Annotated in this window: 15 protein-coding genes; 9 read left to right on the top strand and 6 right to left on the bottom strand. The window is 72.2% G+C overall.

Annotated features, from left to right (window positions below; translation table 11 throughout):
- Positions 1–78: 78 nt before the first annotated feature.
- The gene (locus ELQ39_RS00375; RefSeq protein WP_242590465.1) at positions 79–765 is read right to left on the bottom strand and encodes a MerR family transcriptional regulator; all 687 of its coding nucleotides are present in this window, start codon (positions 763–765) and stop codon (positions 79–81) included.
- A 116-nt stretch (positions 766–881) separates the two neighbouring features.
- Between ELQ39_RS00375 and ELQ39_RS00370 the strand changes: the two genes are divergently transcribed.
- The 5 genes from ELQ39_RS00370 to ELQ39_RS00350 all read left to right on the top strand — a co-directional run bounded on the left by ELQ39_RS00370 (position 882) and on the right by ELQ39_RS00350 (position 4329).
- Entirely contained in the window at positions 882–1295 is a 414-nt protein-coding gene (locus tag ELQ39_RS00370) for a DUF3291 domain-containing protein (protein ID WP_242590464.1), read from the top strand.
- A gap of 172 nt (positions 1296–1467) precedes the next feature.
- Positions 1468–1989, top strand: a complete 522-nt coding sequence (locus ELQ39_RS00365) for an MFS transporter (protein WP_242590463.1) — start codon at positions 1468–1470, stop codon at positions 1987–1989.
- Positions 1990–2034: 45 nt separating this feature from the next.
- Positions 2035–2460 carry a nuclear transport factor 2 family protein gene (locus ELQ39_RS00360; protein ID WP_242590462.1) on the top strand — a complete coding sequence of 142 codons (426 nt, stop codon included), beginning with the start codon at positions 2035–2037 and terminating at the stop codon, positions 2458–2460.
- A 118-nt stretch (positions 2461–2578) separates the two neighbouring features.
- Positions 2579–3055 carry a hypothetical protein gene (locus tag ELQ39_RS00355; RefSeq protein ID WP_242590461.1) on the top strand — a complete coding sequence of 159 codons (477 nt, stop codon included), beginning with the start codon at positions 2579–2581 and terminating at the stop codon, positions 3053–3055.
- A gap of 158 nt (positions 3056–3213) precedes the next feature.
- Entirely contained in the window at positions 3214–4329 is a 1116-nt protein-coding gene (locus ELQ39_RS00350; RefSeq protein ID WP_242590460.1) for a hypothetical protein, read from the top strand.
- A 46-nt stretch (positions 4330–4375) separates the two neighbouring features.
- Here the strand turns inward: ELQ39_RS00350 and ELQ39_RS00345 are convergent, their stop codons facing one another.
- The 3 genes from ELQ39_RS00345 to ELQ39_RS00335 all read right to left on the bottom strand — a co-directional run bounded on the left by ELQ39_RS00345 (position 4376) and on the right by ELQ39_RS00335 (position 11386).
- Positions 4376–6040, bottom strand: a complete 1665-nt coding sequence (locus tag ELQ39_RS00345; RefSeq protein WP_242590457.1) for a TlrC/CarA/OleB/SrmB family ABC-F type ribosomal protection protein — start codon at positions 6038–6040, stop codon at positions 4376–4378.
- A gap of 563 nt (positions 6041–6603) precedes the next feature.
- Positions 6604–9819 (bottom strand): alpha-L-rhamnosidase, encoded by a 3216-nt coding sequence (locus ELQ39_RS00340; protein WP_242590455.1) that lies wholly within the window; start codon positions 9817–9819, stop codon positions 6604–6606.
- Between the two features lie 433 nt (positions 9820–10252).
- Positions 10253–11386: an FAD-dependent oxidoreductase gene (locus tag ELQ39_RS00335; protein ID WP_242590453.1), complete on the bottom strand. Its 1134-nt coding sequence runs from the start codon at positions 11384–11386 to the stop codon at positions 10253–10255.
- Positions 11387–11521: 135 nt separating this feature from the next.
- Between ELQ39_RS00335 and ELQ39_RS00330 the strand changes: the two genes are divergently transcribed.
- The 4 genes from ELQ39_RS00330 to ELQ39_RS00315 all read left to right on the top strand — a co-directional run bounded on the left by ELQ39_RS00330 (position 11522) and on the right by ELQ39_RS00315 (position 16006).
- Positions 11522–12139 (top strand): TetR/AcrR family transcriptional regulator, encoded by a 618-nt coding sequence (locus ELQ39_RS00330; protein ID WP_242590451.1) that lies wholly within the window; start codon positions 11522–11524, stop codon positions 12137–12139.
- A 130-nt stretch (positions 12140–12269) separates the two neighbouring features.
- On the top strand, positions 12270–14474 hold the full coding sequence (gene tap, locus ELQ39_RS00325; protein WP_242590449.1) for a telomere-associated protein Tap: 2205 nt from the start codon (positions 12270–12272) through the stop codon (positions 14472–14474).
- Between the two features lie 12 nt (positions 14475–14486).
- Positions 14487–15044, top strand: a complete 558-nt coding sequence (tpg, locus tag ELQ39_RS00320) for a telomere-protecting terminal protein Tpg (protein ID WP_242590447.1) — start codon at positions 14487–14489, stop codon at positions 15042–15044.
- Positions 15045–15352: 308 nt separating this feature from the next.
- Positions 15353–16006, top strand: coding sequence for an FMN-dependent NADH-azoreductase (locus ELQ39_RS00315; RefSeq protein ID WP_242590445.1), 654 nt, complete (start codon positions 15353–15355; stop codon positions 16004–16006).
- Between the two features lie 177 nt (positions 16007–16183).
- On the opposite strand, the gene ELQ39_RS00310 is transcribed toward ELQ39_RS00315, so the two are convergent.
- Positions 16184–18550 carry an ATP-binding SpoIIE family protein phosphatase gene (locus tag ELQ39_RS00310; protein ID WP_242590443.1) on the bottom strand — a complete coding sequence of 789 codons (2367 nt, stop codon included), beginning with the start codon at positions 18548–18550 and terminating at the stop codon, positions 16184–16186.
- A gap of 157 nt (positions 18551–18707) precedes the next feature.
- Complete coding sequence (locus ELQ39_RS00305; RefSeq protein WP_242590664.1) at positions 18708–19832, bottom strand: XdhC family protein; 1125 nt, start codon at positions 19830–19832, stop codon at positions 18708–18710.
- Between the last annotated feature and the right edge of the window lie 69 nt (positions 19833–19901).

The following is a 19901-nucleotide window of genomic DNA, read 5'->3' as shown; positions in this document are numbered from 1 at the left end:
CATCGCGCGTGCCGTACCGGGCCCGTCGTCGTGCGAGGACGGGTGCGGTGCGGCTGCCACCGGGCTCCAGCCCTGCCGTCAGCCGTTGCCGAAGCGCAGCGCCGAGTGGTGCTCCTGCGCGAGCCGCCGCAGGGCCAGCAGCGCGGGCTCCAGCAGCACGGTCAGCAGGACGGCCCGTTCGGCCTGCTGCAGCGGGTCGCCCGCGTCCCGCAGCTGGTCGAGGTCGAGCCGCGCCGCCCGGTCGGCGAGTTCGGCGTACGGGACGAGGGAGCGCCAGTCGTAGTCCACCCCGAGCGCCCGCATCGTCTCCAGCGTCTCGGCGACCACCTGCGCGGCGGGCGGGTTCGGGGACGTCTTCCAGCCCATCTCGGCGGTCAGCGCGGCCACGTCCCCGGCGGCGTCCCCCGCAGCGGTGCCGGCGTCCCCCGCGGCGGCCCCGGCGCCGGCCGGTTCCGCGGCGTCGTCCCGGCGAGGCGGTCTGCCGGACCGCTCCACGGGCAGCGCGCCGAGCACCAGCCCGAGCAGCAGATGCAGGTCGCCCTGCTGTTCGTCCACCGCGGCCAGGACGTCCCTGGTGGCGCTCACGGACAGCCCGCGGACCCCGATCAGGGAGCGGATCAGCCGCAGCCGGCGCACGTGGTCCTCGTCGTACTCGGCCTGGTTGGCGGCGGTGGGCCGGCCCGCGGGCAGCAGACCGTCCCGCAGGTAGTACTTGATCGTGGGGATGGAGACCCCGCTGCGGCGGCTCAGCTCGGAGATGCGCATCGGTCCGCTTCCTGCTCGTCCTGTTTTCCATGGTCCATCGGAATACGGCTAGTGCCACTGTCCATATCTGATTACGATGGATAGTGCCACTCACCACTCCAGAAGGCGAGACCACGGTGCCCACACTTCCCTGGACCGTCCCGAACCCGCCCCCGCCGCACGGCACGGCGTACGTCATGGCGTCCCGCTTCGAAGTGCGGACGCTCAAGGACGTCCCCCGCTTCTTCCTCCGCTCCCTGGCCGCCTGGAAACAGGTCCGCTCGGCCCCCGGCGCCTACGGCGCCTCACTGATCGCCCAGCCCGCCCGGCGCGTCTTCTACACGCTGTCCGCCTGGCAGGACCGCGACGCCCTCTACGCCTACGCCAGGACCGAACCGCACCGCGGCATCATGATGTCGCTGCGCTCCACGATGCGCACCTCCACGTTCACCTTCTGGGAAGTCGACACCACCAAACTGCCCATCACCTGGGACGACGCCAGGCGCCGCCTGGCGGAACAGGCGCGCACCGACGCGGCGGGCGACGCCTGAGCCGTGACACGACCTCCGGCCCGGGGCACCCCCGGGCCGGACCCCCTTCCCGAAGGCCGCACCGAGCCCCGTCTCCCCGAGGAGTCCTCTTGAGCACCGCACCGCACCGCTCTGCGCGGCCGAACGCGGCCGTCCGCCCCTGTGGCTGTCGATCGTCGCGTGCAGCGTCCCCATGTTCATGGTCGCCCTCGACAACCTGGTCGTCTCCACGGCACTGCGCACCTTCGCCGCCGAGTTCCAGGCCGACACGACCGACCTGCAGTGGTTCGTCAACGCCTACGTCCTCAGCTTCGCCTGCCTGCTGCTGACCGGCGCCGCCCTCGGCGACCGCCTCGGCAGGCGACGCCTGTTCGTCCTCGGCATCGCCGCCTTCACCCTCGCCTCCCTCGCCTGCGCCTTCGCCGACACCAGCGGCGAGCTCATCGCCGGCCGGGCCGCCCAGGGCGTCGGCGCCGCGGCCGTGATGCCCCTGTCCCTGACACTGCTGGCGCAGGCGGTGCCCGACCAGCTGCGCAGCCTGGCCCTCGGACTGTGGTCCGCCGTCAGCGGCCTGGCTGTCGCCCTCGACCGGTCGTGGGCGGCGCGGTCGCCGACGGCCTCGGCCGGCAGTGGATCTTCTGGATCAACGTGCCCGTCGCGGCCATGGACTGCGCCCCCGGCCTTTTGGCAGACCGCCGAATTCCGTCTAGACTAGGGTGTAGTCAAATTTGAACAGTCGGATCACTCACCGGGAGCCCGTGTGACCCTGCCCCAGATCGGCTACACCCCCACCGCCGAGGACCGCGCGAGCCTCGACGCCTGGTTCGAGCACTACGACGCGCTGTGCACCGAGCGCGACGTCGAACGCATGGCGGACCAGGCGGTGTTCCCGCTCAACGTGATCAGCGACGACTCGGCGGCCAACGGCAGGTCCGCCCAGTGGGACCGCCGCCGGTTCGTCGAGACCATGGCCCACGTCATGGGTGACGACAGCCAGCAGGTCACCTTCCGCAACACCCGCACCCCGGTCTTCCTCTCCGCCTCCCTGGCGGTCGTTTTCACCCACTCCACCGTCACCGCGGGCGACCAGGCCTACGAGACCGACTACGCCGACGTCCTCGTCCGCAAGGACGGCGCCTGGGCCTTCCAGACCATGATCCAGGGCGGCTGGGGCGACAACCTCTGACCGCCCGGCGCAGTCGCGCTCACACCGGCCGGAACCAAGCGCATGGAGGGAGAGGGTGTCGCAACGCATGGAGTGGATGACACCGCGGCAGGCTGCGTAACCGGCGTGCTGCGCCGCCGTGTTCGAACCGGGCGACCCGGCCCGCACGGGTCGGGTCGCCTTCTGGGACCCCGCCGGCGGCACCCCGCCCGCCTCGCCGGGCGTCGAGCCCGGCGAGGCGGACCTCGTGGTCCCCGACGAGGACGGCTTCACCGTCCGGACCGTGCCGGTCCTGCGCCTGACCCCGGCCCGCGCCCTGCGCGTCCTCCTCCACGCCCGCCGCACGACCAGCACCGCGCCCGCGACCGCCGCGCCGCCCGCGTCCGCGGCACCAGCCACCGCCGCTGCCGCCGCGCCGACCACGGCCACCACCGCGCCCACCTGGCCGCCCGCGCCCGCCACAACCGCCACCGCCACCGCGACCGCCGAGCCGTCCGCGCCCACCGCGCCGCTCACGGCCAGCACCTCCGCGCCCGCCACCACCGCCCCCGCATCCACCCTCTCCGAGACCCTCGCCGACCTGACCGGCCCGGCGGACGACGACGAACTGCGCTGAACGGTACGGCGGTTGGAGGAGTTGGGCGCTCACATCGCCCTACAACCTTCCAGGGTCGTGGTTGATCTTGGTGTGTGACCGGCCGGCCGCGCGGGCGCGCCACGCGCCCCTCAGGCCGTGACCGGCGCACAGTTCCTCGACCCGAAGGATGCGTACCGATGCAGATACGGCACCTCGTCCGCGGAGCGGCCGCCTCCCTGGCGCTCGCCTCCACCCTGCTGGCCGCCGGCGGAGCCACCGCAGCGCCCACGTCCTCGAACTGGGAGATCTCCCTCTCCGGCGAGAGCCCGGCCGGCAGCCTGAGGTCCGTCTCCGCCGTGGACGACGACCTGGCCTGGGCGGTGGGGAGCAAGGACGGCCAGGGCGTCATCGTGCGCTGGGACGGGACGCGTTGGAGCAAGGACCCCGCGTCGGGGCTTCCCGACGTGTGGGAGTGGTCGTCTGTGACCGCCGTCGCGGCCGACGACGTCTGGGCCTACGGCACGGTGCGCCGGGACCAGAGACTCGTGCACTTCGACGGCACACGCTGGACCACGGTGCCCACGGTGGGCCCCGTCGACGACTCCTTCCCCGAGGTGCCGCTCGACGCCGTGCCCGGGCGCCTCTTCAAGGGCGGTGACGCCCTCTACACCTACGCCGACGGCGCCTGGCAGACGTTCGCCCTGCCGGAACAGGTGCACATCCGCGACATCGACGCCCTCGCCGCGGACGACGCGTACGCCACCGGCATGAAGTACCCGGTCGACGGAGGCCACCCGGTGACCTACCACTGGGACGGCACCACGTGGACGCTTCTGGAGGAGGTACCGGTGCGTGCCGGTACGGACACCGCGAAGATCGCGGTCGAGTCGACGGACAGCGTCTACGTTGCGGGCTGGGCCGATGACGACGCCCGCCCGCCGATCCCGTCCGTCGCCCACTGGAACGGCGCCGAGTGGCGGGACGTCACCGGTGACCTGTCCGCTCTCTACGTCCACGCGATCGCCCCCGACGGCCGCGGCGGACTGTGGGTCACCGGCAGTGACCAGACCGAACCGACCTCCTCGGGCCCGGTGTTCTGGCACTACGACGGCACCGCGTGGACCGAGCAGGACGGGGCGACGGCTCCCGACGGCGACGCGCGGTGGCCGTCCTACACCTTCTACGACCTGGCCCCGGCGGACGACGCCGGCTCCTTCTGGGCGGTGGGCCACTACACCACGCCCCTGGACCCGCGCGGCGACCAGGACGTACACGGTCTGATCGAACGCTCGACGCCTTCGCCCGCCAGCTGACCCGCCCGGGCCCCTGCCGCACGGCAGGGGCCCGGACCGTGCGCCGTCAGCCTGCCCGGACGCCCGCGACTCCCGCCTCCCGCCGCGGCAGATGCAGCCGTTCGCCCTCGAACCGCGCCCGGAGCGAACGGTCGTGGGTGACCAGCACGATCGCCCCCGGGTATCCGCTCAGCGCCTCCTCCAGTTGCTCGACCAGCGCCGGCGACAGGTGGTTCGTCGGCTCGTCGAGCAGCAGGAGATCGGCGGGTTCCGTGACCAGCCGGGCCAGATCCACCCGCCGGCGCTGCCCGTAGGACAGCTCGCCCACGCGCAGGCGCAGGTCCGCGGGGCGGAAGAGGCCGAGGGCGAGCAGGGCGTCGGCGTGTTCGTCGGGGGAGCCCACGCGGCCCAGCCCGAACGCCTCGGCCAGCGTCAGGCCGGGCGGCCACGGCGTCTCCTCCTGCCGCAGGTGCCCCACCCGGCCGGGCACCCGCACCGTGCCCTGGTCCGGCCGCAGTTCACCGGCGAGCACCTTCAGCAGCGTGGTCTTGCCCGCTCCGTTGGGACCGGTGACGAGAAGCCTCCCGCCGCGGCCGAGGGTGAGCGAACCCAGCCGCAGACGGTCACCCACCCGCACGTCCGACAGGTGCGCGGCGGGCAGGTCCTCCGGAACGGCTCCGGCGCCGGCCTCCGGGACGGTCCCGGGCGCCGCCAAGCGGGGCGTGAAGGCCAGCGGCTCGGGCGGCGGCGCCACCGCCTCGGCGGTCAGCCGCTGGACCCGCTCACGGGCGTTGCGGATGCGGGCCATCGCACCGTGCGCCCGGCCGCGGGCCCGGAAACCGCCGTGGCCGAAGTTGGCCAGCGGCGCCTTGCGCGGGATGACGCCGAGGCGGGCGGCGTGTCCGGCGGCCAGCCGCTCGTTGCGGGCCAGCTCCGAGCGCCACTCCTCGTACTCCTGGATCCGGCGGCGCCGTTCGGCCGCCTTCGCGGTGCGGTAACCGTCGTAGCCGTCGCCGTAGCGGGTGACCTTCCCCTCCTCGGCCTCCAGGATCGTGGTGGTCAGGCGCTCCAGGAAGACACGGTCGTGGGTGACCGCGAGCACCGTGCCGCGGTGCGCCCGCAGCTGCGCCTCCAGCCACTCGACCGCCCGGTCGTCAAGGTCGTTGGTCGGCTCGTCCAGGAGCAGCAGCTCCGGCCGGCCGGCCAGGACACCGGCGAGGGCGAGCCGGGAGCGCTCACCGCCGGAGAGGGTGCCGAGCGGGCGTTCGCGGCGCAGCCCCGGCAGGCCGAGGTGGTGCAGCGCGATGTCCACCCGGTGGTCGGCGTCGTACCCCTCCCGGGCCTCGTAGCGGGCGAGGAGCTCCTCGTACGCGGCGAGCGCCGCCGGGTCGCCGCCGTCCTCGAGCGCCCGCCCGGCCCGGTGCAGCCCGGCCTCCAGGGCACGCAGGTCCGCGAGGGCCAGGTCGACGGCGTCCTGGACGGTGGCGGACGGCGGCAGGGGGACCGACTGGGGCAGATATCCGACACCGCCGGCGGTGGCGACGGTCACCTCCCCGCTGTCGGGGCGCTCCTGACCGGCGATCAGCCGCAGCAGCGTGGACTTGCCGGCGCCGTTGTCGCCGATCAGCCCGGCCTTCTCGCCGGGTTTGAGGGTGAAGGAGACGTCGTCCAGAACGGTACGGCCCGGATAGCCCTTGGTGACGTTGCGCAGGGTGAGTTGTGCGGTGTGCAAGATCGGTTCCCTCCCGGCCGAACAGGTCGACAGCCCGGGCCTGACAAGGTGATGGACGGCTGCGCGGCGAGGCGCGACGACGGCGGAGCACGGCTCTACGCGGTCGGCGCCGGCGATCTCACAGGGAACCCATGTGCAGGACACTACGCCACATCCGCCACCGAGGCAAGACGATACGTCTCGCCTCGGTGGCGGGGCGGGGGTGGACGCCGGCGCCGGTGCCCTCCGCGCGGCGGGGGAGAGACGCCGGTACGACGACCGGCGAGCAGGGCACGGTGATCGGCAACGGCGTCAGAAATCCCGCCGGGACGCGGCGGCCCCTCCCCGGAGCACGCGAGGCGGCGCGGGCCACCGACGAGCAGGGGCCGACGGACGACGGCCGGGCCCGCGCCCACACCGTCCACCGCGCCGCGGCCGCACGCCTGCGGGAGCTGTCCGTCGCGCCCACCGGCACCGCCCCTCCCTGCCGCCCGGCCGGCCCCGACAGCCCCCGCCACCGATCACCGAACACCCCCCTCCCGGCCGCGCGGACGACCCCGAACGCCCGCGCGGCCGACCGCACTTCACACCGCGAACCGATGCGTCCCCGAACCCACGCGGAACACCTGGCACCCGTCCTCGTGCCGCAGCATGGCCGCACCCGTGTGCTCGACCCGGTCCGTCGCCGACGCCGGGATCCACACCTGCGCGGTGGTGTTCACCGGTACCGAGCACGTCAGCTCGAAGTGTCCGCCCCGCCGCCTCCACCGGGTGGAGACCGGCCCCCGCACCGAGCTGAGCGTCGCCCGCGCCTCGTCGATGCCGCCGCCCGGACGCGGCCGGACGACGACCTCGCGGTAACCCGGCCGGCCCGGCGCGATCCCCGCGATGTGCGCATACATCCACTCGCCCACCGAACCGTAGGCGTAATGGTTGAAGGAGTTCATGCCCGGATCCTGGAAGGTGCCGTCGGGCCGCAGCGAATCCCACCGCTCCCACATCGTCGTCGCGCCGCGTTCGATCTGGTAGCCCCAGCTCGGGAAGGTGCGCCGGGTGAGCAGCCGGTAGGCGACGTCGGTGTGCCCGGTGTCGGTGAGCACGGGAAGCAGCCTCGGCGTGCCCAGGAACCCGGTCGACAGATGCCAGTCGCGGGCCTCGATGAGCGCCACCAGCCGGCCGGCCGCCGCATCCCTGAGCGCGTCGGGCACGAGCCCCATGGACAGGGCGAGGACGTACGCGGTCTGCGTGTCGCCCTTCACCCGGCCCGCGGCGTCGACGTACGCCCGCCGGAAGGCGTCCCGCACCCGCCCGGACAGGTCATCGTAGGGCGCCGGGTCCCGGCCGAGCTCGCGCGCCATCCGCCCGGCGAGGTCCGCGACGTGCGCGAAGTAGGCGGTGGCGATGACGTCCTTCGGTGTCTCGTCGTCGACGTTCAGCCAGTCGCCGAAGCCGTCCGCCGGCCGCAGCAGACCGTCGCTGTGCTTCTCCAGGTAGCCCAGCCACGCCACCACCGACGGCCACGCCTCCTCCAGCACCCGCACATCCCCGTACGCCTGGTACAGCGCCCAGGGCACGGTGACGCCCGCGTCGCCCCAGCCCGCCGCCCCGTCACCGAGACGCCCGACGTCGGGCGCCACGTGCGTGAAGGAGCCCTCCGCCGTCTGCGCGTCGCGCAGGTCGGTGAGCCACTTCGCCAGGAAGCGCGCCGACTCCATCGTGTACGCGGCGGTCGGCGCGAAGACGTTGATGTCACCGGTCCAGCCGAGGCGTTCGTCCCGGGCGGGGGTGTCGGTCGGCACGGACAGGAAGTTCCCCCGCTGCCCCCAGGTGATGTTGCTGTGGAGCCGGTTCAGCATCGGCGAGTCGGTGGCGAACGTGAGCGTCGCGGGCGCGTCGGTGTGCATCACCCGCCCGGTGACCGCCCGCGCGGTCGGCGTGCCGGGAAAGCCGGTGACCTCGACGTAGCGGAAGCCGTGGAAGGTGAAACGCGGCTCGTACGTCTCGCTGCCGCCGCCCTTCAGAACGTACGTGTCGGTCGCCTTCGCGGTGCGGAGGTTCGCCGTGTAGAGGGTGCCGTCCGGGTTGAGGACCTCGGCGTGCCGCAGCCGCACCACCGTGCCCGCCCGGCCCCGCACCCGCAGCCGCACGGAACCGACCATGTTGCGGCCCAGGTCGAAGACGAACACCCCGGGCCTGGGCTCGCTGACACCCACCGGCGTCAGCTCCTCGGTGACCCGCACCGGCGCGTCGACCTGTGCCACCACCCGCTCCGGCACCACCCCGTCCGCCTCACCCGCGCGCAGCCATCCCGCGTCGTCGAACCCCGGCAGGGCCCAGCCGGGAGTCTCCTTGCGGGCGTCGTACGTCTCGCCGTCCAGCAGGTCGGCCGCGACGACCGGCCCAGACGAGGCGGACCAGTCCGTGTCCGACACGACGCGCTGCACCGTCCCGTCGGCGTAGTCGACCTCCAACTGCGCCAGCAGCGCCGGGCGCCGACCGTACTGGTGCGGGCCGAACATGCCGACGTTGCCCGCGTACCAGCCCGGGGCGAGATGCACCCCGAGAGCGTTCCCGCCGCCGGAACGCACCAACTCCGTGACGTCGTGCGTCTGGTACTGCACCCGCGTGCGGTAGTCCGTCCACCCGGGGGCGAGCTGGTCGCGGCCCACGCGGACACCGTTGAGATGCGCCTCGTAGAGCCCGAGCGCGGTGACGTACAGCCGCGCCCGCCGCACCTTCGCCCGCCGCAGGGAGAACTCACGGCGCAGCCGGGCCACCGCGTGCGGCGCGGGCGTGACCGTCCCCCACGGGCCCGCCCCCCACGGCGCCGCCTCCCGCGCGGCCGCCCATCCGGAGTCGTCGAAACCGGCGCCGCGCCACTCACCGGCCGGCTCCCGGTCGGTGACCCTCCAGGCGGCGTCCGTCACGATCCGCCGCTCGCCGAGGGCCGTCCGCACGACGAGGACGGCGAGCAGACCGGCCGGCCCCTCGGTGCCGTTGACCGCCTCGACCGCGATCACGTTGCTCCCGGACGTCACCTGCTCCAGGACGTCCACGACGGCGGGCCGCCGCCAGTCCTGGTTGTCCGTGGCCAGGTCGGTGCGGGCCACCTCGCGGCCGTTGACGGACACGGAGTAGGCGTTGTCCGCGGTGATCACCAGCGTGGCCGAGACGACCGCCGGGGGCAGGTCCGCGGTGCGGCGGAACCAGCGGGTGGCGGCCGGGGCGCTGCTCGCCGGGTCGCCCTCGGGGAACCAGATCCAGTGACCGCCCTCGAAGGACGGCGCGTCGGTCAGTTCGGCGGGGGCGGAGATCCACCGCGCGGCCCACTGCCCGGCGCCCATCAGGCCGGTCTCCCACCACTCGGGCTCGCTCCACCTCGAGACCCGGCCCTGGCCGTCCCAGACCCGCACGGCCCAGAAGTACCGTGTCCTCGGCCGCAGTTCGGGCCCCTCGTACGGCACGAGGACCGACTCCTCGGACGCCACCCGGCCGCTGTCCCAGACGTCGGGCCGCGCCAGCGCGGAGGCACTGGTGGCCACCCGCAGCTGGTAGGCGCTCTGCCGCAGCCCCGGCTCGTCGGAGGCCATGGGCCAGCTGAACCGCGGACGCGGCTCGTCCAGGCCCAGCGGCTGACGGGCGTACTCGACGGTGGGGGAGGTGATCTCCACGGGCGCGGCCCGGCCGCCCGCCCGCGCGGTGGTGGGGGACACGGGCACGGCCTGCGCCTGCCCGGCTCCGGAGGCCGCGGCGGCCACCACGGCCGCCGTGCTCGCCAGGACGTTTCTGCGACTGATCACTACGCCACCTCGCACGGTAGGAATTGAATCGTTTCACATGCGGTGAGCGTGGCCACCGTAGAGGCGTGGGCGGGTGGGGTCAATGAGGAGGACGCGGCGAAATGGGCGGGCGGGGGCGGGTAAGCGCTTGCAGAGCGCGGGTGTTGAAGGAAGTGGCGTCCGTGCGGCGCGAGGGGGAGGGGTGGGGAGGCGCCCTCGGTCGGGGGGCCGGCAGGCGGCCCGGGGCGGGATCCGGTGCGGGAATTGAACGGTTTCAATGAGTCCGAGAGGGGCCGGTCGACAGCCGCTCGACCTGAGTCGCAGCCGTCCCGCGCGGCCGGTTCCGGTCACCGCCCACGCGGCCGGCGGGCGACGCCGGCCGAGCGCGGAGGACCGGACCCGGCATCCGGCCGGAGCCCGGGGGCGCCGGCCGGATGCCGCGTCACGCGGGAAGTCACCGCGCGTCGGCGGCGGCGAAGTCGGGCAGCTCGGTGGAGACGAGGTCGTGCACGGCGCCGTCGAGGAGCCGGGAGGTCTCGGCGGAGCGGGGGAGCATGGTGTCCTCGTAGGCGCGGACGGCCTGCCCGACGGTGTCGTGGCGGGCGAGGGCGAGGGCGAGTTCGCAGGCGTCGAGCAGGGCGAGATTGACGCCGACGCCGAGCGGCGGCATGAGGTGGGCGGCGTCCCCGAGGAGGGTGACGGAGGGGCTGTGCTGCCAGGTGTGGCCAGCGGGCAGGGCGTGGATGGGGCGGTCGACGTAGGGGCCGTCGTTGTCACCGATCAGCCGCCGCATACGGGGTGACCAGTCGCGGAAGCGTTCCAGCAGCAGGGCACGGACCTGGTCGGTGTCGCGCGGGTCGAGGCCGGCGGCGGTGATCCAGTCGGCGGGGGCGCGCTGGATGATGTAGACGCGGATGTGGTCGCCGCCGTTGCGCTGCGCGAACAGGCCGCGCTCGCCGTCGGCGGCTGCGGCGCTGCCCTGTCCCACGAGGTCGGCGACACCGGGGTGGCGCGTGGTGACGTCGTGGAACCACGCCTCCAGGAAGCTGACGCCGGTGTAGCGGGGCGTGGCGTCGGAGACGGCGCGGCGGACGGTGGACCAGGCGCCGTCGGCGCCGATCACGAGGTCGCATTCCACGGTGGCGCCGTCGGCGAAGTGCAGCCGCCGCGGGCCGTCGGCGGGCCCGGTGACGGCCCGCAGGGTGTGCCCCCAGCGCACGGTGCCGGCCGGCAGCGATGTCAGCAGCACATCGCGCAGCAGACGGCGGTCGATCTCCGGCTTGAACCGCTCGTCCGGCCCGGGCACGTGGTGGAACAGGACCGCGCCGGAGGGATCGAGCTGCCGTATCTCCTGCCCTTCGGGGCGGGCCAGCCGGAAGAACTCCTCCAGCAGCCCGGCCTCCCGCAGGGCGAGCTGGCCGTTGTCGGCGTGCAGGTCGAGGCTGCCGCCCTGGTCGCGCGCGTCGGGTCCCGCGTCACGGTCGTAGACGGTGGCGGTGATGCCGTGCCGGGCCAGGATGCGGGCACAGGCCAGGCCGCCGGGGCCGGCGCCGACGACGGCGATGCGCGGCGGGGGAGTGGGGGACATGAGAGGACTCCGTTCGTGGGCGGGACGGCGGCCGGGCAGGGCCTCACGGCTGCCGCGCCCAGAAAAACACAACAACTAAATAAGTGCAACAACTCAACTTTTGGATCCGGTCAACCAAACGGGTAAGGTGCGGGCATGCCCCCGACCACCCCCGCACCCGGCACCACCCCCGCACCCCCGGGCCGCCGCGAACGCAAAAAGGCCGCCACACGCAAAGCCATCGCCGACGCCGCCCTGCACCTCTTCCTGGAACGTGGCTACGACGCCGTCGGCATCCGCGAGATCGCCGACGCCGCCGACGTGTCCACCACCACGCTGTTCAAGCACTTCCCGGTCAAGGAAGCCCTCGTCTTCGACGAGGACGACGACCAGGAGGAACGCCTGCTCAACGCCGTCCGCGAACGCCCCCCGGGCGCCTCCGTCCCGGCCGCCCTGCGCGAACACGCCCTCAACTCCCGCCTGCTCACCCCCGACGGCGACGACCGCCTCACCGCCTTCCTCAACCTGGTGACCACCACCCCCGCACTGCGCGACTACGGCCAGAACATGTGGCTGCGCCATACAGCCGCCCTGGCCCGCGTCATCGCCGAGGAAACCGGCCGCCCCGCCGACGACCCCGCCTGCCTGGCACTGGCCCACTTCGCCCTCGAAGCCCCGCGCGCCGCATACGGCCACGCCGACCCCAGGGCAGCGGTCATCAGCGCCTTCGACCTGCTGGAGCACGGCTGGGAAACCCTCACCCAAGATCCCTGAGCGGGTCCGTACCCTCGACCCTCGCCGGGTCCGTTCCGCCGCACATCCGCCGCGATTCGTACGCAAAACGTACGCGGTTCGTACGCCCAGAGGATGCTCAGGGGGTAGGATGCCGATTGGGAGGTGTCCGGTGTCCGAGTTGTTCGACGCGGTGGACGCGCTGGTCGCGTCACGGGCCGCGCTACCACCACCGGCCGAGCGGAAGCGACTGCGGACCGCGCACGGCCTGACCATCGAGGAAGTGGCCGCGGCGCTGAAGGTACGCCGGGCCACGGTCTCCGGCTGGGAGGCGGGCAAAACGGAACCCCGCCCGCCGGAGCGCGACGCCTACGCCCGGCTGCTGAACCAGCTCGCGGAGCTCTACCCCGCACCGCCAGCGCCCGCTCCTCCCGTGGCGACGCCGGCCACCGGGCCTGCCCCGGCCGCCGAGCCCTCCACCCCCGAGCCCTCCACCTCCACCCCCGCTCCCTCTCCCGTCACGCCCCAGCCACCCCATGCCCCTGCCCCTGCCGCGGACGAGACACCCGCCCGCACGGCCGACGGACAACCCACCCCGCGAAAGACGACCCCGGTCCCGGCGAAGACCTCTGAGCCGGCAGCGCCCCGAGACGCGCGCTTCGAGAACGGACCCCTGGCGGTCGTCGACGCCGAGGACGGGAAGGTGTCGGCCTACTGCGTGGGCGGCCAGATCCTGGACGTGCCCGCCACGTCCCTGCCGTCCCTGGTGGAGTGGACCCTGTCGAAGGCGAGGCTGGGGCAGCCGAAGCTCTCCGGCCCGGGCCGCCCTGCCGACCCGCTGCTGGTCCTCACCGAAGCCGCTCTGGAACACTTCGGCCTGCCCACCGCGCTCACGGACGAGGAAAAACGGGCGGGCCGCATCCCCGACGGCCACACCACCGTCAGACAACTGGCACGCGCCGACTGGAAACTCACCCAGCGGGGCCTGGGCCCGTGGGCGCGGATCTACCGCCCCGCCCAGGGCTCGGAGCGCCAGTGCGTGCAACTGTGCATCCCCGCCTGGCACGCACTGGACACCCGTCACTGGGGCCACGCCGCCCAGCTCCCCCCGGCGGAACTCGCCCGCGTCCTGGGCGTGTACGCCACCCGCGTGATGACACCCCGCGGCTCCACCGCCGTCACCGGCCTGGAACTGATGACGGCGCTGCACCCGCCGACCCGCGCGTCCGAGCCCGACGCCGCCGGCCGACGGCACCCGGAGCGCAACCCGGGCTCACTGGGCGCCCAGCCGGTCGACCCCGCACCGTGCGAGGCCCCCGACGGGCATCCCGTCCTGGCCCACCTTCCCCGCTTCCACGTCCGCGGACCGGACGAGAAACTCTTCGAAGAGGCCTACGACTGGGCACGGCCCATGACGGACGAGGAATGCACCCTGCACCACCTCGTCGGCATCGACGTCAACATGGCCTTCGCCGCCGGCGCCAACGGCCTGAGTGTCGGCCTCGACGCACCCACCCACGTCACGAACCCGGAGTTCGACCCCAAGCTGCCCGGCTCGTGGCTGGTCGACCTCTCCCACGTCGACCTGTCACGGGTGAGACTCGGCAAGGAATGGGTGAACCTGGACGGAGACCTGCTGCCCTCCCCGTTCACGCCCAAGGGCGACCGCCCCCAGGGCCCCGCCTGGTACGCGACCCCCACCGTCGCCTACGCGACGGAACTCGGCTACGACGTACAGCCCTTGGAGGCCTGGCTCCGCCACCACCACGGCCGCTACCTCGACAACTGGTACAAACGCCTGCGCGACGCCTACCTCACGACCATGGCAGACCTCGGCGTCCACACCGACCTGCCCCCAGCCGAGTTCCTCACCGCGATGGACAGCTACACAGACCGTGACCCCGACCTGGGGCTGGTCGTCTCAGCCATCAAGGCAACAGTGAAGGGCGGACTCGGCAAACTCCGCGAACGCCCCCGCGGAGAAGGCTGGCGCCCCGGCCAGCCATGGCGCGCCCTGTCCCGCCCCACCTGGCGCCCCGACATCCGCGCCGCGGTCATCTCCCGCACCCGCATCAACCTGCACCGCAAAATCGTCAAACACGCGGCGTACACGGGACAGTACCCGGTGGCGGTCCTGTCGGACTGCGTCGTCTACGCATCCCCCGGCCCCTCTCCGCTGGACTTCCTGCCCTACCGCGACGACAAACCGCTCCCCGGGGGCTTCAAACTGGGCGTCAACCCAGGCCTGGTGAAACACGAGGGCACCCAGACCGTCCTGTGGGGAGAGGAAGTCCGTGAACGCTTCGACGCACCGACCCTGAACCTGGCCCGGTACATCAAGGACGGCACCGTCACCGACACCGACACCGGCGAGTGAGGCAGAGCAGGAATGACCGTGATCGGCGACGGCCTGGAGGCGGCGGTCCACAAAGCGTTCACCCGCCCCGCCCCGAAAACCGCACCCGCACAGATGCGTTACCTGGTCAGAAAACTGAAGGGCACCAAAGCGGTCGCCCAACTGCTGCGCGTCTCACAACGCACCGTCGAACGCTACGTGAAGAACCAGATCAGGAAACCCCGCCCCGAACTGGCCGCCCGCCTCGAACGGGAGGTGAAAAAACGCTGGCAGCCCCAGATCCGCGCCCAGGCCCGGAAGCGGGCGGCGACCAGCGACGGCATCGTCATCGACACCCGCGCCCGCCTCGGCTACACCGCACCCATCGGCTCCACGGACGAGTCCCGCGTCCGACACCTGACCGTCGCCCTGCCCCCGCACCACGCGGCACGCCTCTTCGACGCCCAGGAAGCCGGCGCCGACGACCGCCAACTCCAGCAGATCACCGCCGACGCACTCCGCGAGGTGTACTTCCAGGACGGCGGCCGCCGCGCCGGCACCCTGGAAGAAGTGCGCTTCACGGACATCGAACACGTGGAGTTCGAGCTGTAGTCGGCGGTATCAGCCCGCTCACAGGCCTGCCGCTCCCTCTTGCGCCCGGAAGATGCCGAGTTCGCGGGGAGCGGCCTGCTGCTCAGGGGTGAGCCGGCCTCTTGTCCGGCCGGCGTCACCGCGCAGGGTGACCGGCAGAGGTGGAAGGCGAGTTTGCCGCCGCGTCTTTGATGCCGGCCACCACTGTGACTTACGAAAAGTAAGTAGCTAACGACCGCTTTGGCGGGTGGGGGAAAGCGGAGCCAGTCTGGACGCAGGCTCCCCGCGAGCCGCCCGACCTGATCATCCGTACAGACCTGGAAGCACACATGGCTACCCTGCTGCACATCGACTCCTCCCTGAACCTCGGCACCACCTCGAAGTCCCGCACCGTGGCGATGAGGTTCTGCGACGCGTGGCGGGAGCAGCACCCCGACGGAGAGGTCATCTATCGCGACCTTGCCGCGGAGCCCTTGCCGCACCTGGACCAGCACGCTTTCTCCGCAGCGTTCGTGGACGCCGAGGCACGTACTCCGGAGCAGGCCACGGCGATGGCCCGCCGTGTCCGGCTGATCGAGGAACTCGAGCGGGCCGACGCAGTGCTCCTGGCCGCGCCGATGTACAACTTCACGATCCCCTCGACCCTCAAGGCGTGGATCGACCACGTCCTCATGGTCGGACGCACCACCGGAGACGCCTCCAGCGTCAAGGGCCTGCCGGTGACCGTGATCGCCAGCCGCGGCGGGTCGTATGCGCCGGGCACACCCAGGGAAGCGTCCGAGTACGTGCAGAACTACCTGCGGTCCATCCTCAACGAGTACATGGGCCTCGAACTGGACTTCATCGTCCCGGAACTGACGGCTGCGCACTCCAACCCGGACATGGCCGAACTCATCCCGCTGGCCGAGAAGTCCTGGGCACGCGCCCTGGAGGACGCCGTCCTCAAGGGCAAGGAGACCGCCCGGCGCGTCACCGCCGCCTGATCCCTCCCGCCGCATACCGCGCCGTCCCCACTGGGCAGTGCGGCCCGTGCTCGCCCGGCCGCTGCAGACGGCCGCACGGCGCCCGGGCCGCGGCCCGGTATCGGAGGGCCCGAGCCGGCGCCCCGTCCTGTGGACCAAGAAGGCCGGCCGCAGCTTCCCATCAGGGCGGGGGAGGGGTCATGCCGGCGGCTGCGTGTCCTGTTCGGTCCAGATGGTTTTGCCGCTGTCGCTGAACCGCGTGCCCCATCGCTGGGTGAGTTGCGCGACGAGGAACAATCCTCGCCCTCCTTCGTCGCCGGTGCGGGCGTAGCGCAGGTGGGGAGCCGTCGTGCTCGCGTCGGACACTTCACAGATCAGCGCCTGGCGATCGCGTATGACGCGCAGACGTACGGGGCCTTCGGCGTGACGGATGGCGTTGGTGACCAACTCACTCACCACCAGTTCGGTGACGGACCCTGCCTCCTCCAGCCCCCAGACGGCCAGTTGGCGTTGCACCAGGCTGCGGGCAGTGGCCACGATCGCCGGGTCGCCGGGCAGATCCCACGTGTGCACATGGTCGTCGTCCAGGCGGTGGGTGCGGGCCAGCAGGAGAATCTCGCCGCTGGGCGTGTGCCCGGTGTCGGGGGAGGAAGCCAGGACGGTGTCGCGCAGTTCGTCCAGCGGTGTCCCGGCAGCCGGGCCCCTGACGCCTGTAAGCCATTCCGGCGTCCGGTCGTCGCGGGCCGTGGGGGTGCCGGGCCCGAGGGCCGGCGTGTGGAAGGCGATCACACTGCCGTCGGACAGATCGAAATCAGCGCCTACGAAGTGCCGCTCATCAGTGCCGAGCGGCTTACCGACCAGCATAGGAAGCGTTCTGAACCTCTCCCCGGGCTCCGCGACAGCAGGAGGGACGTGCCCGGCGACGGCCACGGACAGACGGCCGGACACGGGATCGTAGACGCCGTACAGGCAGCGGATCTCCGCGGCAGGGGAGACGTTCGCGTGCCGGGGGGCGTCGTCCTCGGGGCCGGCCATCTGCGTGACCAAGGTGTCCAGGCGGGCCAGCACCTCATCCGCAGCCAGGTCCAGGCTCGCCAGCGTGTGCACCGCTGCCCCCAGCCGGCCGATGAAGGCCGCCCCAGACAGGCCCGCCTCGGTCGTTTCTCCCAGCACGAAGGCAACGCGGGCTCCGGACACCGGAATGACGTCGAACCAGTGGGCACCTGCGGAGGCGGGAGTGAAGTAGTGGCTCGTCGTGACGGCGCTCTGCCCGGTGGTGCGGCGGCGAAGCATCTGGTGCTGCAGGGCCTGCGCCGCGTTGTGCTCGCGTACATAGCGGCGCGCGTTGTCGATGCTCAGAGCCGCCCTGGAGGCCAGATCGCGGGCCGTGAGGCTGTCGAAGTCGGAAAAGGAGCTGCCCGGCCGAAGACGGTAGAACGTCACGGCCCCCACGACGCTGCCGCGGGCCTTCATCGGGGCTACGAGGCAGGGGACGGGCCGGCTGCTGCTGGTACTCCGGTACAGCGGTTCCCCGTCGTCCGCGGGGATGTGGACCTCGGACCGGTAGGGGGCGTCGACGTGCTCGGTCATGGAGATCGGGTAGGGAAACCTGGGACGGCGTCGCTGCCGGTGGTCACCGCCGCCGTACCGCAAGCCCACGCGGCGCAAGTCGGAGTTGCTCGGATCGGGTTCCTCTCCTGCGAGAACGGGTGCATGGACGTCGACCGTTGCAGCGTCGGCGAAGCGGGGCACTGTGACATCCGCGAGCTGCTGGCCGGTCTCGACCACACTCAGGGACGTGCCGACCACAGCGCTGGCGTCCGCGAGCAGCGCAATGCGTTCCTCCGCGTTGCGCTGTTCGGTGATCTCAGCCGCTGTGGTGGCCAAGCCCAGCACGCGCCCCTGGGCATCTTCCAGCCTGAAGATCGAGTTCGCGAAGACATGCTCATGCTCGGGATCGTCCGGAGGACGGCCCCGCTTGTCGAAGCCCAGCACCGGAATCCCGGACTTCAGGACCTGACGCATGCGCACTTCGAACTCCTTCGAGTTCGAATCCGGCCACACCTCGTGCGGCCTCAGACCCAGAGAGCGAGGGCCGAAAACCCCCTGCATGCCCTGCGCCGCCGGATTGAACTGGCGAAGCCGCAGGTCACAGTCGTACACACACAAGCTGGACGGTGCCTGCGTGAACAGAGTTCCGAGCACCGCAGACCCCACCCTGTCACCGTGTTCGCCCGCAGCCACGGGCGTCAGAGTCACGGCCCAGCCGCCGGCGACGTCATCGGCGGGCCGGATACGCACATGACAGGCCTGGGCGCGACCGTCCTTGCCGTGCACCAGAACCGGAGCGGTGGTGTCCGCGCCCTCGCCCGATGCATCGACTCGGGGGGACAAAAGACGGGTGACCGGTTCGCCGCGCATCTCCGAGGCCGTGAAACCGACCAGGGACCGGGCAGCCCCGCTCCACCGGGTGATCGTCCCGTGCTGGTCGACTGTCAACTCGGCTGTCGGAAGCCGCTGCGTCAGCGACTTCTCCGAGTCGTCATACGGGGTGCTCACCACCATCAGTCCCCTCTGCATCCCCGTCCGTCAGAATCGCAAGGCCGACCCCGGGATGCACCCGCGACGACGGCCTGCAGGTGCCGCCGGACACGAGTGCCGACCGGAGCTCTGCCACCCGCACCCCAGCGACCCCGTACCTGTTGCGACGACGGTGAACCGGTCACTGCGGTGCGACGTCCTTGTGGATGCGGGCCGCTGAACCCGTGAGCGGCGAACCGCTCCCTCCTCTGTGCGACGCAACCAGCTCAGCGGCAATCGCGACCGCGGTCTCCTCCGGGGTCCGTGCTCCCAGATCGAGGCCGATCGGCGCGCGCAGCCGGGCCAGCTCCTCGTCTGTCACACCGGCCTGCCGCAAGCGCCGGACGCGGTCTTCGTGGGTGCGGCGCGATCCCATGGCCCCGATGTAGGCCACTGGCAGCCGCAGGGCGTGGGCGAGCAGGGGCACATCGAACTTGGCGTCATGCGTCAGCACGCACAAGACGGTCCGACGGTCGATGCCGGTGCCTTCGAGGTATCGGTGCGGCCAGTCGACGACCACCTCGTCGGCCTCCTGGAAGCGCTGACGGGTGGCGAAGACCGGGCGGGCATCGCACACCGTCACGTGGTAGCCGAGGAACTTCCCCAGCCGCACCAGGGCGGCCGCGAAGTCGATGGCGCCGAAAACGATCATGCGTGGTGGTGGGGCGCTGACCTCCACCAGCAGGCGCAGGGGCTGGCCGCAGTACGAACCATCCGCACCCACCGTAATGGTGGACGTGCGTCCGACGTCCAGCAATGCACGGGCCTCGCCGGCAACTGCACGATCCAGTTCGGTGTTCCCGTCGAGTGTGCCCTCCATCGAGCCGTCGGCCCGCACGACCAGAACACGGCCGATGTACGGCTCCGGTCCGTCGATCACACGGGCCAAGGCCACAGCTTCGTCAGCACACACTCCCGCCAGGGCTGACGCCAGGAGCCGGCGGTTGGGATCAGACCGACGGACGGGGACGGTGACGATGTCGATGACACCACCACACGTCAAGCCCACAGCAAAGGCGTCCTCGTCGCTGTAGCCGAAACGCTGGACCAGGCTGCGCCCCGTGCGCAGGGAGTCCTGGCACGCCTCGTAGACCGCTCCTTCGACGCATCCGCCCGAGACCGAGCCCACGGCCGTTCCGTCGGCGTCGACGGCCAGCGCCGCACCGGGCATGCGCGGCGCGCTGCCGCTCACAGAGACCACGGTGGCGACGGCGAAATCCTGATCAGCTTTGATCCAGCGGTACAGGTGCTCCGCAACATCCAACATCTCCAGCTCCTGAAGTGTGGAATCGGTCCCTATGCACACGCGGTACGAGACGGCCGTGGCGCCACCGAG

The organism is Streptomyces sp. GB4-14 (assembly GCF_022696125.1).
Classification (GTDB): Bacteria; Actinomycetota; Actinomycetes; order Streptomycetales; family Streptomycetaceae; genus Streptomyces; species Streptomyces werraensis.
The sequence above is the reverse complement of the archived record's forward strand: the minus strand, read 5'-3'. Positions and strand labels throughout refer to the sequence as shown.

Bases quoted from the DNA above. Each gene is read 5' to 3' on its own strand.
- ELQ39_RS00375 (WP_242590465.1), bottom strand. From the start codon at position 765: ATGCGCATCTCCGAGCTGAGCCGCCGCAGCGGGGTCTCCATCCCCACG.
- ELQ39_RS00305 (WP_242590664.1), bottom strand. From the start codon at position 19,832: ATGTTGGATGTTGCGGAGCACCTGTACCGCTGGATCAAAGCTGATCAG.
- ELQ39_RS00350 (WP_242590460.1), top strand. From the start codon at position 3,214: ATGCAGATACGGCACCTCGTCCGCGGAGCGGCCGCCTCCCTGGCGCTC.
- tpg (WP_242590447.1), top strand. From the start codon at position 14,487: ATGACCGTGATCGGCGACGGCCTGGAGGCGGCGGTCCACAAAGCGTTC.
- ELQ39_RS00330 (WP_242590451.1), top strand. From the start codon at position 11,522: ATGCCCCCGACCACCCCCGCACCCGGCACCACCCCCGCACCCCCGGGC.
- ELQ39_RS00335 (WP_242590453.1), bottom strand. From the start codon at position 11,386: ATGTCCCCCACTCCCCCGCCGCGCATCGCCGTCGTCGGCGCCGGCCCC.
- ELQ39_RS00315 (WP_242590445.1), top strand. From the start codon at position 15,353: ATGGCTACCCTGCTGCACATCGACTCCTCCCTGAACCTCGGCACCACC.
- ELQ39_RS00365 (WP_242590463.1), top strand. From the start codon at position 1,468: ATGTTCATGGTCGCCCTCGACAACCTGGTCGTCTCCACGGCACTGCGC.
- ELQ39_RS00310 (WP_242590443.1), bottom strand. From the start codon at position 18,550: ATGGTGGTGAGCACCCCGTATGACGACTCGGAGAAGTCGCTGACGCAG.